The organism is Paenibacillus sp. FSL R7-0204 (assembly GCF_038002225.1).
In the GTDB taxonomy this organism is placed as follows: domain Bacteria; phylum Bacillota; class Bacilli; order Paenibacillales; family Paenibacillaceae; genus Paenibacillus_AQ.
On sequence record NZ_JBBOCA010000001.1, the window covers coordinates 3,195,504 to 3,209,795 of the forward strand.

Annotated in this window: 17 protein-coding genes; all 17 read left to right on the forward strand. The window is 51.8% G+C overall.

Annotation, left to right across the window (positions count from 1 at the left end):
• Positions 1 to 22: 22 nt before the first annotated feature.
• The 17 genes from MKX42_RS14230 (at position 23) to MKX42_RS14310 (ending at position 14,291) form a co-directional block, all read left to right on the forward strand.
• The gene (locus MKX42_RS14230; RefSeq protein WP_340753067.1) at positions 23 to 712 is read left to right on the forward strand and encodes an HNH endonuclease; all 690 of its coding nucleotides are present in this window, start codon (positions 23 to 25) and stop codon (positions 710 to 712) included.
• A gap of 70 nt (positions 713 to 782) precedes the next feature.
• On the forward strand, positions 783 to 1,202 hold the full coding sequence (locus MKX42_RS14235; protein ID WP_340753068.1) for an SMI1/KNR4 family protein: 420 nt from the start codon (positions 783 to 785) through the stop codon (positions 1,200 to 1,202).
• Positions 1,203 to 1,223: 21 nt separating this feature from the next.
• Positions 1,224 to 1,472 (forward strand): hypothetical protein, encoded by a 249-nt coding sequence (locus MKX42_RS14240; protein WP_340753069.1) that lies wholly within the window; start codon positions 1,224 to 1,226, stop codon positions 1,470 to 1,472.
• 208 nt (positions 1,473 to 1,680) lie between these two features.
• A complete protein-coding gene (locus tag MKX42_RS14245) occupies positions 1,681 to 2,727 on the forward strand; it encodes a hypothetical protein (RefSeq protein WP_340753070.1) in 1,047 nt (348 codons plus the stop codon).
• A gap of 205 nt (positions 2,728 to 2,932) precedes the next feature.
• The gene (locus tag MKX42_RS14250) at positions 2,933 to 3,229 is read left to right on the forward strand and encodes a hypothetical protein (protein WP_076086847.1); all 297 of its coding nucleotides are present in this window, start codon (positions 2,933 to 2,935) and stop codon (positions 3,227 to 3,229) included.
• Positions 3,230 to 3,587: 358 nt separating this feature from the next.
• The gene (locus MKX42_RS14255) at positions 3,588 to 5,966 is read left to right on the forward strand and encodes an ATP-binding protein (RefSeq protein WP_340753071.1); all 2,379 of its coding nucleotides are present in this window, start codon (positions 3,588 to 3,590) and stop codon (positions 5,964 to 5,966) included.
• Positions 5,967 to 5,968: 2 nt separating this feature from the next.
• Positions 5,969 to 6,541 carry a DUF4255 domain-containing protein gene (locus MKX42_RS14260; protein WP_340753072.1) on the forward strand — a complete coding sequence of 191 codons (573 nt, stop codon included), beginning with the start codon at positions 5,969 to 5,971 and terminating at the stop codon, positions 6,539 to 6,541.
• Between the two features lie 215 nt (positions 6,542 to 6,756).
• On the forward strand, positions 6,757 to 8,295 hold the full coding sequence (locus MKX42_RS14265; protein ID WP_340753073.1) for a phage tail sheath family protein: 1,539 nt from the start codon (positions 6,757 to 6,759) through the stop codon (positions 8,293 to 8,295).
• 23 nt (positions 8,296 to 8,318) lie between these two features.
• On the forward strand, positions 8,319 to 8,762 hold the full coding sequence (locus MKX42_RS14270) for a phage tail protein (RefSeq protein ID WP_340753074.1): 444 nt from the start codon (positions 8,319 to 8,321) through the stop codon (positions 8,760 to 8,762).
• Between the two features lie 147 nt (positions 8,763 to 8,909).
• Positions 8,910 to 9,278: a hypothetical protein gene (locus MKX42_RS14275; protein WP_340753075.1), complete on the forward strand. Its 369-nt coding sequence runs from the start codon at positions 8,910 to 8,912 to the stop codon at positions 9,276 to 9,278.
• Positions 9,275 to 9,460 (forward strand): DUF6760 family protein, encoded by a 186-nt coding sequence (locus tag MKX42_RS14280; RefSeq protein WP_076083189.1) that lies wholly within the window; start codon positions 9,275 to 9,277, stop codon positions 9,458 to 9,460. Before MKX42_RS14275 ends, MKX42_RS14280 begins: the two co-directional genes overlap by 4 nt.
• An 11-nt stretch (positions 9,461 to 9,471) precedes the next feature.
• Positions 9,472 to 9,948, forward strand: coding sequence for a phage tail protein (locus tag MKX42_RS14285; RefSeq protein WP_340753076.1), 477 nt, complete (start codon positions 9,472 to 9,474; stop codon positions 9,946 to 9,948).
• Positions 9,948 to 11,498: a hypothetical protein gene (locus tag MKX42_RS14290; protein WP_340753077.1), complete on the forward strand. Its 1,551-nt coding sequence runs from the start codon at positions 9,948 to 9,950 to the stop codon at positions 11,496 to 11,498. The genes MKX42_RS14285 and MKX42_RS14290 overlap by 1 nt, the downstream gene beginning before the upstream one ends.
• On the forward strand, positions 11,498 to 12,109 hold the full coding sequence (locus MKX42_RS14295) for a CIS tube protein (RefSeq protein ID WP_340753078.1): 612 nt from the start codon (positions 11,498 to 11,500) through the stop codon (positions 12,107 to 12,109). Before MKX42_RS14290 ends, MKX42_RS14295 begins: the two co-directional genes overlap by 1 nt.
• A 12-nt stretch (positions 12,110 to 12,121) precedes the next feature.
• Positions 12,122 to 13,165 (forward strand): phage late control D family protein, encoded by a 1,044-nt coding sequence (locus MKX42_RS14300; protein WP_340753079.1) that lies wholly within the window; start codon positions 12,122 to 12,124, stop codon positions 13,163 to 13,165.
• Positions 13,162 to 13,881 (forward strand): phage baseplate assembly protein V, encoded by a 720-nt coding sequence (locus MKX42_RS14305; protein WP_340753080.1) that lies wholly within the window; start codon positions 13,162 to 13,164, stop codon positions 13,879 to 13,881. The genes MKX42_RS14300 and MKX42_RS14305 overlap by 4 nt, the downstream gene beginning before the upstream one ends.
• Before the next feature lie 14 nt (positions 13,882 to 13,895).
• Complete coding sequence (locus tag MKX42_RS14310; RefSeq protein WP_340753081.1) at positions 13,896 to 14,291, forward strand: PAAR domain-containing protein; 396 nt, start codon at positions 13,896 to 13,898, stop codon at positions 14,289 to 14,291.
• Position 14,292 lies beyond the last annotated feature (1 nt).

The window sequence follows — 14,292 nt, forward strand, 5'->3', positions numbered from 1 at the left end:
CAAGAGCCTGCAAAAGGGGCTCGTGAAGGGGGCCAAAAATCTCCGGGGCCTGCTGGACCGGATTCTGCAAAAGTTCAAGTTCAAGAAGTTTAAGCTGGTGCGTAAGGGCAAGCATATTCGTCTGTACGGCGAGGTTAATCCTTGGGTGCTGTTGATTGACGGAACTATGCAGGAGATCCCAAAGAAAGACTTCGAACAGGAGTTTAAGCGATTAAAGCAAGAGGGTAAGCAACCGGTTAAGCTTAATGCTGCAGAATATAGCAAACTAAATAAATTAGATAGTGATAAGCGAATCGAAATCTCAAAGAATGCTAACGGAGATAAAAGTAAGATTGATTTTGATAGTATTAAAGAACCGACTCCCGAAAAAAAATCTAGAAATAAGCCGAAAGAAAGACTTCCTAGAACAGGTGGTAAATGGGAAGGAGAACCTGGGAACGGGAAATGGTATTCTGATCATTCAGAAGTTAAGGAAGTAATAGGAGACGAACCTATAATATTCAAAGATGGCAAACCTGATTTTTCAAGATGGTCAAATTATGAATTAGAATTTGAATTGGGACAATTAAATGGAACTGATGCACTATTAAAGTCTCAAGGATTGACGCCTCACCATTTAAGTAATACAGAAATACAAATGATTCCGTCAAAACTTCATGGAAATATACCACATAAGGGTTCGGCATCTGAAATGAGAAACGCAATGGATTAAACCACGTCAAAAAGATCTAAAGAGAAGAAAGTAGTAGCAAATATAAACCTTAAAGGAGCTCAGATAACGAATGAAAGAGATAAACAAAACCTTTAATCGTATGGAAGAACATTTAAATGCTATAGGGTTACCAAGTAGAGATATAGTTGATCCCATGGTTCGTGTTTCTAATATTGAAAATAAATACAATATTTCATTTCCTGAATTGTATAAGCTTTTTGTACTTAAATACGGAAATTCTATATTCAATGAAAGTGTTACCTATAATTCAATAGAATTATCTCCTTGTGCAGATAAGAATGGCCTTAGTACTTTTGATTCTTTTTTTGGTTTTGATGGTGGCGTGGATGACCTGGAAAATAAAATTAATCAGTATTACGAAAGAATTCCCAGCTCGTTAATGCCTATTGCGGACGATGGGAATGGAAATCTTATATGCATTGGTGTAAAGGGTAATTACAATGAGAAAATTTATTTTTGGCATCACTAAGATGAATTTAGTGCAAATTTAATGCTTAATGAAAAAAAATATAGGAATATTGGTTTAGATGATTATTGGGATAATATATTTTTAATCTCAAATACTTTTATTGATTTTATTAGTAGTCTTGAAATTGAACAACCAGAAGAACAAAAAGTTGAATTGAAAATTGTAAGAGAAAGAATGAATAGTGACTTTATTGCCAATATGTTAGCCGCTAGAGCAGAATTGGAGGCAAAAGAAAAAGAAAGAAAAGACAAGAATAATGGCAAGGGCTGAAAAATGAAGCTGTAGGGAGGCTCTGTACCAAAAATCAGTAAAGCATTTTTCACAGAACCTCTAACTATCAATCCATCAGGTCGATTTCAGTCTAATAACTGAATAATCGACCTTCTTTTTTCTTTATTGTCTCAGTAACTTTTTTGGAAAGCTTCCGATGATTATCAACATCATCACCTTATAGCTGCAGGCAGATGCGATTAAATCCGTGGCGCAGACCATTGTCCAAGCCTCCGGCTACATCGGCACCTACCTGAGCCAGGGCTGGCAGAAGATGATCGAACCTGCCGCGATTGCGCTCGCTACTGCACTGGCGATGGGACTGGTTGAGCTGGCGATGGCGGGTGGCTTCAAAGCTGGCGGAGCCAACCTCAAGAAAGCCGGACAAGCTGTCAAGAAGGGCGTCGGAGCGGCAGCCAGCGGGGTGAAGAACGTTGTAGGCGCAGGAGCCAAAGGCATCAAGAGCCTGCTGAAATCCGGATCCAAGCTGGCCTCCAGGAGCGGCAGCATGATTATACGTAATGGTAAAGTCGTGATCAAGAGCCTGCAAAAAGGGCTTATGAAGGGGGCCAAAAATCTCCGGGGCCTGCTGGACCGGATTCTGCAAAAGTTCAAGTTCAAGAAGTTTAAGCTGGTGCGCAAGGGTAAGCATATCCGTCTGTATGGCGAGGTTAATCCTTGGGTGTTGCTGATTGACGGGACTATGCAGGACATAGAGGAGCAGGATTTCAATCAAAAGTTCCTGAAATTAAAGCAAGAGGGTAAGAAGCCGGTTAAGCTTAGTGATGCGGAATATAGCAAACTCAGTAAGCTAGAAGATACAGAGCTGAAAAAAATCTCTATGAATGCAGATGGGGATAAAGATAAGATTGATTTTGATAGCTTTGAGGACCCGAGTGATGTTATTAACCAAAGGGCGAAGAAAGCAGGACTTGATTTATCACCGAAGTCTAGCCCTTATAAGCAATTGGGATATAGGACAAAGAAAAAATTCAATAAAAAGGTTGATAATAGAACGATAACTAAAGAAGAGTGGAAAAGACTTCAATGGAATAAAAGACTCGATTCAAGAAGGGATGAAGGGGTGCAAAAATTCTGGGATCAGGAAAGAGCAAGAATTAGGAATGGTGAGCAAACAACTCGTGAATGGTCGCAAGAACAAATAAATGATATTTTAAATGATAAAGCACCCACTTTTAATGGGAAAACTATTACAGGACATCATGCTTATTCGTCTCTAAGAATCCCCATCTAGCAGACAAAGGAGAGATTATATATCCGGCAACGTTTAAAGAACATTTAAAACGTTGGCATGGAAATTCATATCGTAAGAGTTTACCTGGTAAACCAATGAATCCGCAATTCCCAGAGGAATTTTAGAATAAAATATATATTTGAGGTGAGGTATTTTGTCCACATATTCTTTATTACTGGATTCAAATATAAGCGGTAAATTGTTAATGACAACAAAAAAACATGTGAATTTATCCCTTCATGAAATTAAATTTAACAGCATGAATCATATACCGATAATGATTGTAAATCGTAGAAACAAAGAGGAACTGGAGTTAATGAAAAATTTAGTCCAGGTATTATCAACACATCAATCAAAATTTAGGATTCTTAAACAAACTGAAGACGGGGTAGAAGAGTTACCACTTGAAATGTTCATGAATAGCTTTGAACTATCACGCCAAATTGCACAAGAGAGAGAACGATTGGATGCAATATTGCTAAAAGAGGACGATGAAGTTTAATAATATAATCTTTTTGTGGTAATGTTTTAAGTGTATATTAATAACGTGAAGGGGCTACCAAGTGCCGAATGACCCCATCATTTTTTCAACCGTTAAATCAATCAGGTCAATTATGGTCAGATACTACCATGATTGACCTGTTTTTTGTTATCTTCATTTTCTTGGCTTTTTTATTATAACTGAAAAATCCAAGCTGATAAAAAAACTAACCATTTCCCCCTCCCCCCAGTTGTAATCCCCCACCCAAAACTTACTTTATATATGAACAAGAAAATATAGAGTGAGGACAGAACTGCCGATGAAATTCAAAAAATTGGCTAGAGGCTATCGAAAGGAAACAGCGGAAGGTGCTGACAGTGTGGAACGAATCGAAGCATCCGGGCTTGGCGCAGGCGCTGCTCCTGCTTCCGCTCATGAAGCAGCAGCTTCTGAAGCAATTTCCAGAGCAGCAGCTCCCCGAGAGGAGAGCGGCGAACCCGCTCCGCCCTACAACTCCAATCAAGAGCATCTCGCAGAAGAGCTGCAACTGCTGGAGCTCCGACTCAAGCTCAGGTACCTTGAAGGACCGCAGCCGCACGCAGAGCTGGAGCTTGTGGACGAGGAGATCCGCAGTTTGCTGGATGTCCAGCCGGAAGATGAGCGTTACATCAATCTCTTAACAGCGGAAATAGCTCATCTGGAACGGAAGATCGCTGCCAGACTGAGGACTAATTTCCACCCATCAGCAGGTCAGTCACCCAGTCCAGCTCTCCGCCTTACGTGCACAGAAATGGCTTCTGCACTTAGCCTGCCGGGGCTGGAGGTAACCAGTCCCGCACCCAGACTCATGCTCCCGGAGGTGGCTTCTGTACTTAACCTGTCAGGGCTGGAGGTAAGCATCCTGGTGGCTTGTCTGGCGCCTGAGCTGGACGGCAAGTACGGGCGAATCTATGCCTACCTGCAGAATGATATGTCGGACAAGCGCCCTTCGGTGGGTTGGGTCCTGGAGGTATTCGCCGGGGCAGAGGAGGAGCGGCAGGCGGCCCGTCTGCTGTTCGATGCGAATGCGCCGCTGATGAAGCTGTTGCTGGAGCGAAGAGGGGAGTACGGCGACAGCCGCATTCCGCTAATCGCCCGGCCGCTGAAGCTGGAGGATTGGGCGGTGAATCTGCTGCTCGGCTATGAGGTGCTAGATGAGCGCCTGACGAAGGCAGCGAATCTTAGCACGGTGCCCCTTCCGCAGCAGTCCCGTTTCCCTGCTGAGCTGGAGCAGAAGCTGCTGCGGTTCGTGAAGCATTACAGCAGCAGCGGGGCCGGCAGCTCCGGTAGCTCTGGCAGTGTGCTATACGTTAGCGGGCCGGATGAGGCCGTGAAGCTGGGCGGTATCTGCAAGGTCTGCGGCACCCTGGGACTCTCTGTCCTGGTTGCCGATCTGGAGAAGCTGCTGTGCCCTGAGGCTGATTTCAGCGAAATGCTGAGGCTGCTTGGACGGCATGCGCTGCTGATGAAGACGGCCCTCTGCTTCACCGGCTTCGACAGCCTGGTGACAGAGGATGACCGCTACAGCCTGCAGATCCGGCTCCTCACGGAGATGCTGGCAGACTATGCACCGCTGGCGTTCATCCTTGGAGAAGCGCAGTGGGGAATCAGCTTAACCGGAATTGCGCTGAACTTCATGCAGATCGACTTGCCCTTTCCGGATGCGGCGGCCCGCAAGGCTGCATGGACTGCCTTCGGTCAGGAGTATAAGCTGTCTCCGCAGATGGAACTGGATGAAGTCAGCGGCAGCTTCCGCTTCACGGCAAGCCAGATCCGGGCCGCGCTGAACGGCGGTGAGAACATCGCCGTCTGGAACGGCTCCAGGGAGAACGGGATCAGCACGAAGGACCTCTACCAAGCCTGTTACTTCCAGTCCAGCCGCAGAATCCAGGCACTGGCCTCGAAGGTCCAAGCCATGTATACCTGGGACATGCTGGTGCTTCCCGAAGAGCAGCTGAATCAGCTGCAGGAAATCTGCCGTCAGGTGAAATACCGCGCACTCGTCTATGGAGAGTGGGGCTTTGCAGGACGGCTGTCGCTCGGCAGAGGGCTGAACATCCTGTTCTCGGGGCCGCCAGGCTCCGGGAAGACGATGGCTGCTGAGGTGATTGCAACTGAGCTGAGTCTGGAAATCTACAAGATCGATGTCTCGCAGATTGTGAGCAAGTATATCGGGGAGACCGAGAAGAATCTGTCGCGGATCTTTGATGAGGCGGAGACCTCGAACGCCATTCTCTTCTTCGACGAAGCGGATGCCTTGTTCGGCAAGCGTTCTGAGGTCAAGGATGCGCATGACCGGTACGCGAATGTGGAGATCAGCTACCTGCTGCAGAAGATGGAGGAGTACACGGGAATTGTGATTCTGGCGACCAACCTGAATCAGAATCTGGACGATGCTTTTGCCCGCAGGCTGCATTTCAAGCTGGAATTCCCGTTCCCGGAGCAGCAGCAACGCGGCCGGATCTGGCAGGGGATGTTCCCGGTGGGAGCGCCGCTTGATGCCGGCCTGGATTACGATTTCATGGCGGAGAAGTTTATTCTTGCCGGTGGCAACATCAAGAACATTGCCTTGAATGCGGCCTTTTATGCGGCGCATGAGGGCTGTTCCATCGGGATGAAGCAGATCATGCTGGCGGCCAAGCGGGAGTATCTGAAGCTGGGCAGAACCTTTTTGCAATCGGATTATGCGCCCTATCACACACTGATCGAGGTGAAATAAGTATGGCCGTGGATACAGGTACGGTAATAAGAGATGTCAGCACCAGCCTGAAGGCGCTACTGAAGGCGCATGTGCCTGAGCTGAACGATGACAGCTTCATCAGCTTCGGCTCTCCGAGTGATATTGACAGCTCAACGATGAAGCTCTCAATGTGTTTGTATTATCTGAGCCATAGCCCAAGTATGCGCAACAGTGAGAAGGAAGAGACCGGCGGCAAGAATGAGTTCATGTATCCGCCGGCTTATCTGGATTTGTACTATCTGCTCACACCTTATGCCAAGGACAGGGAGACTGAGCAGCTGATCCTGGGCCGGATCTTTCAGCTGTTCCATGAGCATCCGGTGCTTAGCGGCAACGATCTGCGGGGCAACCTGGCCGAATGCGGCAATGAGAAGATCCGGATCTCCTATAACAACCTGACGATTCAGGATATCAAGCAGCTGTGGGAGGTGTTCCCCGGAAAGCCGGCTAAGGTGAGCCTGTCCTATCTGGTGTCGCCGGTGCGGCTGCCTGCGGATAAGACGATCCAGATCCCGCGGGTTGAGGTGAAAGAGCTGGGCGTTCATCCTCTGTAGACACAGCTGGCAGAGAGGGCTTCTGTGAAGGGAGTGATTCATGGAGGAATGACATGCAAGGCACCCGTACCAGCGGATATTCCGCAGACAAAGGCAACTGTGCCTAACCGGATTGTGTAAGCTGACCAACCTTAAGTTTATGCTTCCTTAGCCAGTTTTGCCGAAGGTTTCTCTCAGAAGCAGAAGCTAATTAAACTTTTTTAGGAGGGTAAGAGATGGCAAATTATTTATCGCCAGGCGTGTATGTGGAGGAAGTCTCAAGTGGGGTCAAGCCGATTGCCGGTGTGGGCACCTCAGTCGGGGCCTTCGTCGGGATCGCAGAAAAAGGGGTCATCGGCAAAGCGGTACTGGTCACCAACTGGAGCCAGTTCGTCAATGAGTTCGGCCAGTTTATCCCCAATGGCTATCTGGCTTATGCCGTGTATAACTTTTTTGCGGAGGGAGGCACCTCCTGCTACGTAGTGAGAGCCGCATCCACCGATATCCGTCCGGCTTCGCTTGCGGTTCGCGATACCGATAATCTGGATTTGTTCAAGGTAGTTGCACGTTCGGAAGGGGAGTGGGGCAACCGCATTTCGGTCAAGATCGGCCCGTCCTCCAACAAACAGCAATTTGGCTTCAAGATGATTGTGCAGTATTTGCTGGACAGTGATTTCAATAATGAATACAGCGGAGAAGACGAAGAGGGCAAAATCGTCGAAATTTTCGACAACATGCTGCTGATTAATTTTGAAGAAAAGGTGAATCAGGTATCCGCCTTTGTCAGTGTGAAGCCGCTGGTGGACCTGACCATTCTGGAGAATATGGAGAAAACGCCAGCGTTCAATGAAGCAGCTCTGTCCCTCAGCGGCGGTGTGAACGGGATGTCCCCGATTGACTTCCTGGGGGATGCGGTCAAGCGGGCCGGTATCCACGCGTTCGATACGATTGACGGCATCAACATTGTAGCAGCTCCAGACCTTGCAGATATGGCGTACAGCCGGGGCACCATCCTGGATATGCTGAATTACTGCAAGCTGAGAAAAGACTGCATCTTCATCGTAGATCCTCCGCATGGCTTAAGCCCGCTGGAGGTCAAGGATTTCAAGGAGGGGGCGGGCGATTATTCGGGCAATTCATTCAATACATCCTACGGCGCCTTGTACTATCCTTGGGTCTACATTAATGATCCGCTGACCGGGAAGCAGAAGCTTGTGCCGCCGTCCGGGGCAATTGCCGGTACGTATGCGTATGTCGATGCCGTTCGCGGTGTCCACAAAGCACCGGCAGGCACCACCGACGGCTATCTGGATTCCGTAGTCGGAATCGAGAAGATCATCACGAAGGCGGAGCAGGAGCTGCTGAATCCCGGCGGCATCAACGTAATCCGCTCCTTGCCGGAAGGTATCTGTGTCTGGGGAGCCAGAACGTTGTCCGCCGATTCGGAATGGAGTTACGTCAACGTCCGGCGGCTGATGATGTATATTGAAGAGTCGCTGGATGAGGGCAGCCAGTGGGTCGTGTTTGAACCGAATGATCCGAGCCTGTGGGGCAAGGTCAAACGCAATCTCACCGCCTTCCTGACCCGCGTATGGAGAGACGGTGCACTCTACGGAACCACGCAGGAAGAGGCCTTTTTCGTCAAAGTGGACGAGGAGAACAATCCGCCTGCTGTGCGGGATGCCGGCCAGCTGATTATCGAAGTGGGCGTAGCCCCGGTCAAACCTGCTGAATTCGTAGTCATCCGGGTCAGCCAGAAGACCTTATCCAAATAAGAGACTGAGAGGAGATTTATGCTATGGCAACCGGCAAAAGATTGGACCCCTACCGCAATTACCGCTTCCGCGTTGTAATTGACGGCATTCAGACCGCAGCCTTTGCGGACGCAACGATTCCGGATACATCCACAGAGGCTGTTGATTACCGGGAGGGTATCGATGCCCCGCATGCGCGCAAGCTGTCCGGCTTGACCAAATTCGGGAACATTACCTTGAAAAAAGGGCTGACCGACTCCCTGGAGCTCTACAACTGGCGCAAGGCGATTGAGGACAAAGGCGCGCTGAAGAACCGCAAGAGCTTGTCCATCATCCTGGTGGATGAAGAAGGCAATGACAAGGCGCAGTGGGATATCCTCGAAGCCTGGCCGATCAAATATGATGTCAGCGCCCTTAGCGCTAAAGGCAACGAGGTCTCTGTCGAGTCGATGGAGCTGGTGCATGAAGGGGTTCGCAGAGTGAAATAGCCTTCCCGCTTATCGTCATCGTCACTGTGGATGTGATGCAATACGCCAAAACATAAGCTGGACGGTATGGACATCATATTCACGGCCGGGGACGCCGGAAGGAAGCGAAGGCATGAGGATGGTCTTGATGAGGAAGTGAGGGAGAATATGGAACTATTACAAACTGAATTCAGCTTCACCCTGCCCAAGGGGTACGTGGATGAAGCAGGCACGCTGCATAAGCAAGGCACCATGCGTCTGGCTACCGCAGCCGATGAGATTACACCGCTCCGGGATTCCCGGGTTCAGCAGAACCCCGCGTATCTGACAGTCATTCTGCTCTCCAGAGTAGTCACCGCACTAGGTGGACTGGGCATGATTACGCCGAGAGTGATCGAAGAATTGTATACCTCGGATTTCGCCTATCTGCAGGATCTGTACAACCGGATTAACCAGAACGGCAGCAATGCGGTTCATGCGCAGTGTCCCAAGTGCGAGCAGCGCTTCGAGCTTGAACTGGAACCGCCGGGGGAATAGTCGGCTACCCCCTTGACCGCCTCTACGAGGAGGTAGCCTTTCTGACCTACTATCTGCATTGGGACTATACGGCGGTGCTGAACCTGGAGCATGCCGAACGGGACCGCTGGTGCAGTGAAGTCAGCCGGATCAACCAGAAGCTGAGTGGCGGGGAAGAGAAGAAGAACTTCTTTGAGGCTTAGGAGAGGATAACATGAAGGCAAATATGCTAAATATCGGCGCCAAAAGAAGCTGGGTACCCGGGTACCGGGAAGATCCCTTTCTTGCTTATAGCTTCATCGTGGAAATTGACGGGATCTCCGTGGCCGGATTCTCTGAGGTCTCAGGCCTTAGCGTGGAGACACAGGTGGAGCGCAAAACCTTCGGCGGTGAGAATCATAAGGAATTTGTGTTCCTGGGACCGACCAAATACTCGGATCTGACGCTGAAAAACGGGGTCACGAATGATGAGTACCTGTGGAATTGGTATCAGAATGTGGTGAACGGGGTCATCCGGCGGCGCAGCGGGTCCATCTGTCTCCTGGATCATTCCGGCACGCCCAAGGTGTGGTGGAACTTTATCGAAGCCTGCCCCATCAAATGGGAAGGGCCGGCGTTCAACGCCAGCAGCAGCGCGGTAGCCGTCGAGAGCCTGGTTCTGACGCACAACGGGCTGTACAGGTACCGGTAATGAGCCGGAGTATTCGGATGGCGGCAGCTCCTGCGAATCAGAAGCAGACCGAGTTCATTCAATCGATTCTGGCAAAATACGGCTTGACCCGCTGGCGGAGCAAGCTGAAGAGTCTGATCCTGCGGCACAATCCGTTATATGCTGCGCAGCCGGAGACATTGCAGCGTACGGACCTGGTGACCAACCATATCCATCAGACATTCTATTATAAGGTAGTACCAGAGAAGGTACAGCCGGGACCGGCAAGCCGCATTCTATTGGTGACTCAAAGCGGCATCAGGCCTGGACTAAGCGCTCCATCTGCTTCTCCTGGTCAAGCTGAGGATCTGCGGAGCGGGCTTCATTCAGCAGCCGGACGATTTGATTCGGTACAGGTTCTGCAAGAGAGAGTCTGGCAGCATAGAAGCAATCAACATCAGGTAACAACGGAGTATCGCATAAAAAATACAGCGGTTTATCCGGCTGAACCTGTAACTGTTCATCCTGCCGGATCAAGACTGGCGCAAGTCTCTGCTCCGACCGGGTTGTCTGTTCCGAAGCCACAGCCTTCAGGCGCTACAGTCGAAACAAGCCAGGGAGACAGGCAGAACAGAGGCGATCTGCCGGCTGCTTCTGTCCTTCCAGGGCAGCAAGACAGGATGACAGGCAGACCGGCACATACAGTCCATCAGCAGCAGCTGGTGCAGGTGATGCAGCTGCTACGGACCTATGGCGTTAAGCAAGAAGAGGAGAACGGAGCGGAGGCGCAGCCCTTGTGGCAGAAGCCAGGGCATCCTATACGGGCACAAGCATTGAAGCAGGAACGGGAGGCCGTCTCAGGCTCAGCCGGGACCGCTGTGGAAGCACAGCTTAAGACTCCCAGCCTAAGCTTCAAGCCCGGTAGTCTGCTGCTTCCGCATTCAAGCGTAAGCTCCAGTCTTCAGCTCGGCTTAGGTCAGCAGCTGACGGCAACGCTTGAGCAGCTGGAGAGCAGGCAGGAGCTTCTGACCCCGCTGCTCGCTGCCGTTGGTACGGTTCATCAGAGGCAGCCGGTGAAGTCATTGCAGCTGGCGCAGCCGCAGATCCTGCTGCCGCTTGGGGACGCGTCAGGTGCACCAGTTGCGGCCGGGCAGGCGTCTTCCGCGCGAATGGCCGCAGCCGCAGGCCGGACAGCTCCAAGAGGGCCGGGGCCTGCGGCTCCGGTGGAGGCCAGCCTGATCTACGCTGCGGGCCGGACAGAGCTTCCGTCCGCGCCGCAGCTTAGAAGGCCGGGCAGTCCGCTTAGGGCGGATAGCCCGGCTTATGAACCGGACCTTCCGCCTTCCGCCAGCCATAGCCGCCTGGTGCTGCGGAAGCCTGAAGCGCCGCGCACGCCTCTGCCGGAGCCGATGCAGCAGCAGCTAGAGCGGGTGCTGCAGGAACAAGCGGCCCAGCCTCCGGCGCAGACCTTCACCAAGGCCGCTCCGCCGCTGGCAATGAATGCAGCAGAGCTGAATCAGTTGGCTGAGCGGGTCTATCAGGTGCTGGAGAAGAGAATGGCCATACGCAAGGATCGGAGGGGGCTAAGATAATGGCGGAGAAAGCGAAGATTATTCCTCTGGATATGCCCGTCGGAGCCATTGAGGTGATGTTCAACCCCAATGAGTACACCGTTTCTTTTGAAGGCAAATATACCGGGGAGAAGAACAACAAGCAATTCCAGATCACAGAGACACCGGAGTTCAAGGTCTCCTTGTTCTACGATACCTATGAGCAGCGCAAGGATGTCCGCAAGAAGACCCGGCAGCTGACGTCGCTGCTTGATCCCAAGGTCAGCGGCAAAAGCACGAAAAAACCGCCGGTGTGCATGTTCGTCTGGGGCGGCTTCACCTACCGCGGCTTGTTGAGCAAGATCGAGCAGAAGTTCACGATGTTCATGGATAACGGCACGCCTGTCCGCTCGCTGCTGGATGTGACCTTCATTACAGATGAGCCGGATAAGTCGGTGGAGGACAGCCAGGGCTTGAATGCCTGCCGGAAGCTGTGGGTGGTCAAAAGCGGGGACCGGCTCGACCTCATTGCGAATGAGACGCTGAAGGAGCCGCTGGCCTGGCGCAGAATTGCCGAGCTGAACAGGATCGCCAACCCGGTTGGCTTTCCTGGCAAAAATGACATCGGGAGAACTCTGGTTATCCCGGATTAAGGCGGGGATTGCATGGGCACCAGTGTAGCAAATTACAAAATTGAGCTAAACGGCAGCAAGCTGTCCGCTGAACTGACAGCGGCGGTGGAAGGCGTCACGCTGGAGGATGAGCTTAATCTGCCGGCGGTGTTTTCCATCCAGATGAATATGGTGAATGCCGGAAGCGGCATGTGGCGTGGAACGGATCTGACGAGTCTGAAGCCGGGCGACCAGCTGAAGCTCTCCCTTGGACTCGATCAGCCGGAGCCGATGATCAGCGGGGAGATTACCTCGCTGGATCTGAACTTTGCGGAGCACTCGGTGCTGGATATCCGCGGATATGATCTGCTGCACAGGCTGCGTATGGGGACGAGGAGCAAAGCTTTTCTGAAGAAGAAGGATAGTGAGATTGCGGGGGAAATCGCCAAGGAGCATGGATTGACCCCTGTGGTGGAAGATACCGGAACGGTGTATCCCTACCTCTTCCAGAATAATCAGAGCAACTACGAATTTCTGCTGGAGCGGGCAGCCCTGCTCGATTATGAGCTGTTCGCGGCAGATAAGAAGCTGCATTTCGTCAAGTCGCGGTCCGTGAAGGCCCCGGTGCTGCCGGAGATGAGCTTCAAGAAGGATTTCGAACGGCTGAACCTGGAGCTGAGGGCCCTTACCCGGGGGAGTAAGGTGACGCTTAAGGGCTGGGATGTGAAGGAGAAGAAGGAGCTTGAAGCTATCGCTAAGAGCGGGGAAGAGACGACCAAAATGGGCGGGAAGGAAGGCGGCTTCACCATCAGCACAGCAGCGGTAGGGGAATCACCGATTGTCATTATGGCCGAGAATCTGCTGGATATGAACGAAGCCAAGGTGCTGGCCGCCGCCGCTTACAACAGCCGCCTGCGCGAGTTCATTGCCGGGGAAGGCATGTGCTGGGGGAACCCGAAGCTCCGGGCAGGACAGACGGTGAAGCTGATGGGTCTGGGCGAGCGCTTCAGCGGCATTTATTACATTGTAGCCACGGTTCACAAGATCGACAGCAAGGGCTATACCACGACGTTCAAGGTGAAGAGGACTGGCCTATGAGTGAAGGACCCGGAATTAGCAATTTTATGGACAGCATCATGAACGAGGGACGGATCTTCGGCGTAATGGTGGGGATTGTCATCAATAATGACTCTGCGAACCATGCGGACAAGCCCGGCCCCGGACGGGTGAAGGTGAAGATCCCGCTGATGGGGATGCCGGAATCCAACTGGGCGCGTATGGCGTCCTGGATGGCCGGGAAGGAGCGGGGAGCGTTTTGCCTGCCGGAGGTGGAGGATGAGGTGCTGGTAGCTTTTGAGAACGGGGATGTCAACCGCCCCTATATCATTGGCTCCTTGTGGAATGGCAAAGACATACCGCCGGAGACCAACAAGGACGGCAAGAATAATATCCGCCTGTTCAAATCCCGCAGCGGGCATGTTCTGCAGTTCGCCGATACCAAGGGGGAAGAGAGCATCACGCTTACCTCCGCCAAGGGCCACGTAATCAGACTGGATGACAAGGGTGGCGCGGAGCAGATCCATATTAGCGACAAGTCAGGCAAGAACCGGATCATCCTGGATACGAAGGCGAATAAGGTGTCGGTATCCGCCGGTGCGGATATTGAAATCTCGGCGGGAGGCAAGCTGTCCCTGTCCGCCAAATCCATTGCAATGAAATCATCGGCGGGCACCGCTATCGAAGCTTCGGCCGGGATGGAGGTCAAAGCCGCCGCCAGTATGACAATCAAAGGATCTGTGGTCAACATTAATTAGAGGGGGTGCCCTCTATGGGCCAGCCAGCAGCGAAGCAAGGGGACCGGATTCTGGCGACCGATACGCATATCGTCATGCTTCCGGCCGGTGGAGGCCTGGTTCCCACCCCGTTGCCGCATCCCTTCACGGGGATTCTGGACGGTGCGCTGAGCACGAATGTCAAGATTATGGGGCAGCCGGCAGCCACTATGGATTCTACGGCTACGAATACGCCGGCTCATGTTCCGCAGGGAGGCCCGTTTCAGAAGCCGCCGACCAATAAGGGGACCATCAGCGCCGGAAGCACAACAGTATTTATCAACGGGAAAAAGGCTGCCAGAAACGGTGATCCGGCGCTGACCTGCAATGATCCGGCCGACCTTCCGGCAGGGAAAGTGTCTGCTACGGGAACGGTCTTAATAGGAGGCTGAG

What these genes read in the sequence shown, in the direction of transcription:
- MKX42_RS14240 (WP_340753069.1), top strand. Translation starts at nt 1,224, where the DNA reads ATGCTTAATGAAAAAAAATATAGGAATATTGGTTTAGATGATTATTGG.
- MKX42_RS14235 (WP_340753068.1), top strand. Translation starts at nt 783, where the DNA reads ATGAAAGAGATAAACAAAACCTTTAATCGTATGGAAGAACATTTAAAT.
- MKX42_RS14290 (WP_340753077.1), top strand. Translation starts at nt 9,948, where the DNA reads ATGAGCCGGAGTATTCGGATGGCGGCAGCTCCTGCGAATCAGAAGCAG.
- MKX42_RS14295 (WP_340753078.1), top strand. Translation starts at nt 11,498, where the DNA reads ATGGCGGAGAAAGCGAAGATTATTCCTCTGGATATGCCCGTCGGAGCC.
- MKX42_RS14275 (WP_340753075.1), top strand. Translation starts at nt 8,910, where the DNA reads ATGGAACTATTACAAACTGAATTCAGCTTCACCCTGCCCAAGGGGTAC.
- MKX42_RS14265 (WP_340753073.1), top strand. Translation starts at nt 6,757, where the DNA reads ATGGCAAATTATTTATCGCCAGGCGTGTATGTGGAGGAAGTCTCAAGT.
- MKX42_RS14300 (WP_340753079.1), top strand. Translation starts at nt 12,122, where the DNA reads ATGGGCACCAGTGTAGCAAATTACAAAATTGAGCTAAACGGCAGCAAG.
- MKX42_RS14270 (WP_340753074.1), top strand. Translation starts at nt 8,319, where the DNA reads ATGGCAACCGGCAAAAGATTGGACCCCTACCGCAATTACCGCTTCCGC.
- MKX42_RS14305 (WP_340753080.1), top strand. Translation starts at nt 13,162, where the DNA reads ATGAGTGAAGGACCCGGAATTAGCAATTTTATGGACAGCATCATGAAC.
- MKX42_RS14260 (WP_340753072.1), top strand. Translation starts at nt 5,969, where the DNA reads ATGGCCGTGGATACAGGTACGGTAATAAGAGATGTCAGCACCAGCCTG.
- MKX42_RS14250 (WP_076086847.1), top strand. Translation starts at nt 2,933, where the DNA reads ATGACAACAAAAAAACATGTGAATTTATCCCTTCATGAAATTAAATTT.
- MKX42_RS14310 (WP_340753081.1), top strand. Translation starts at nt 13,896, where the DNA reads ATGGGCCAGCCAGCAGCGAAGCAAGGGGACCGGATTCTGGCGACCGAT.
- MKX42_RS14285 (WP_340753076.1), top strand. Translation starts at nt 9,472, where the DNA reads ATGAAGGCAAATATGCTAAATATCGGCGCCAAAAGAAGCTGGGTACCC.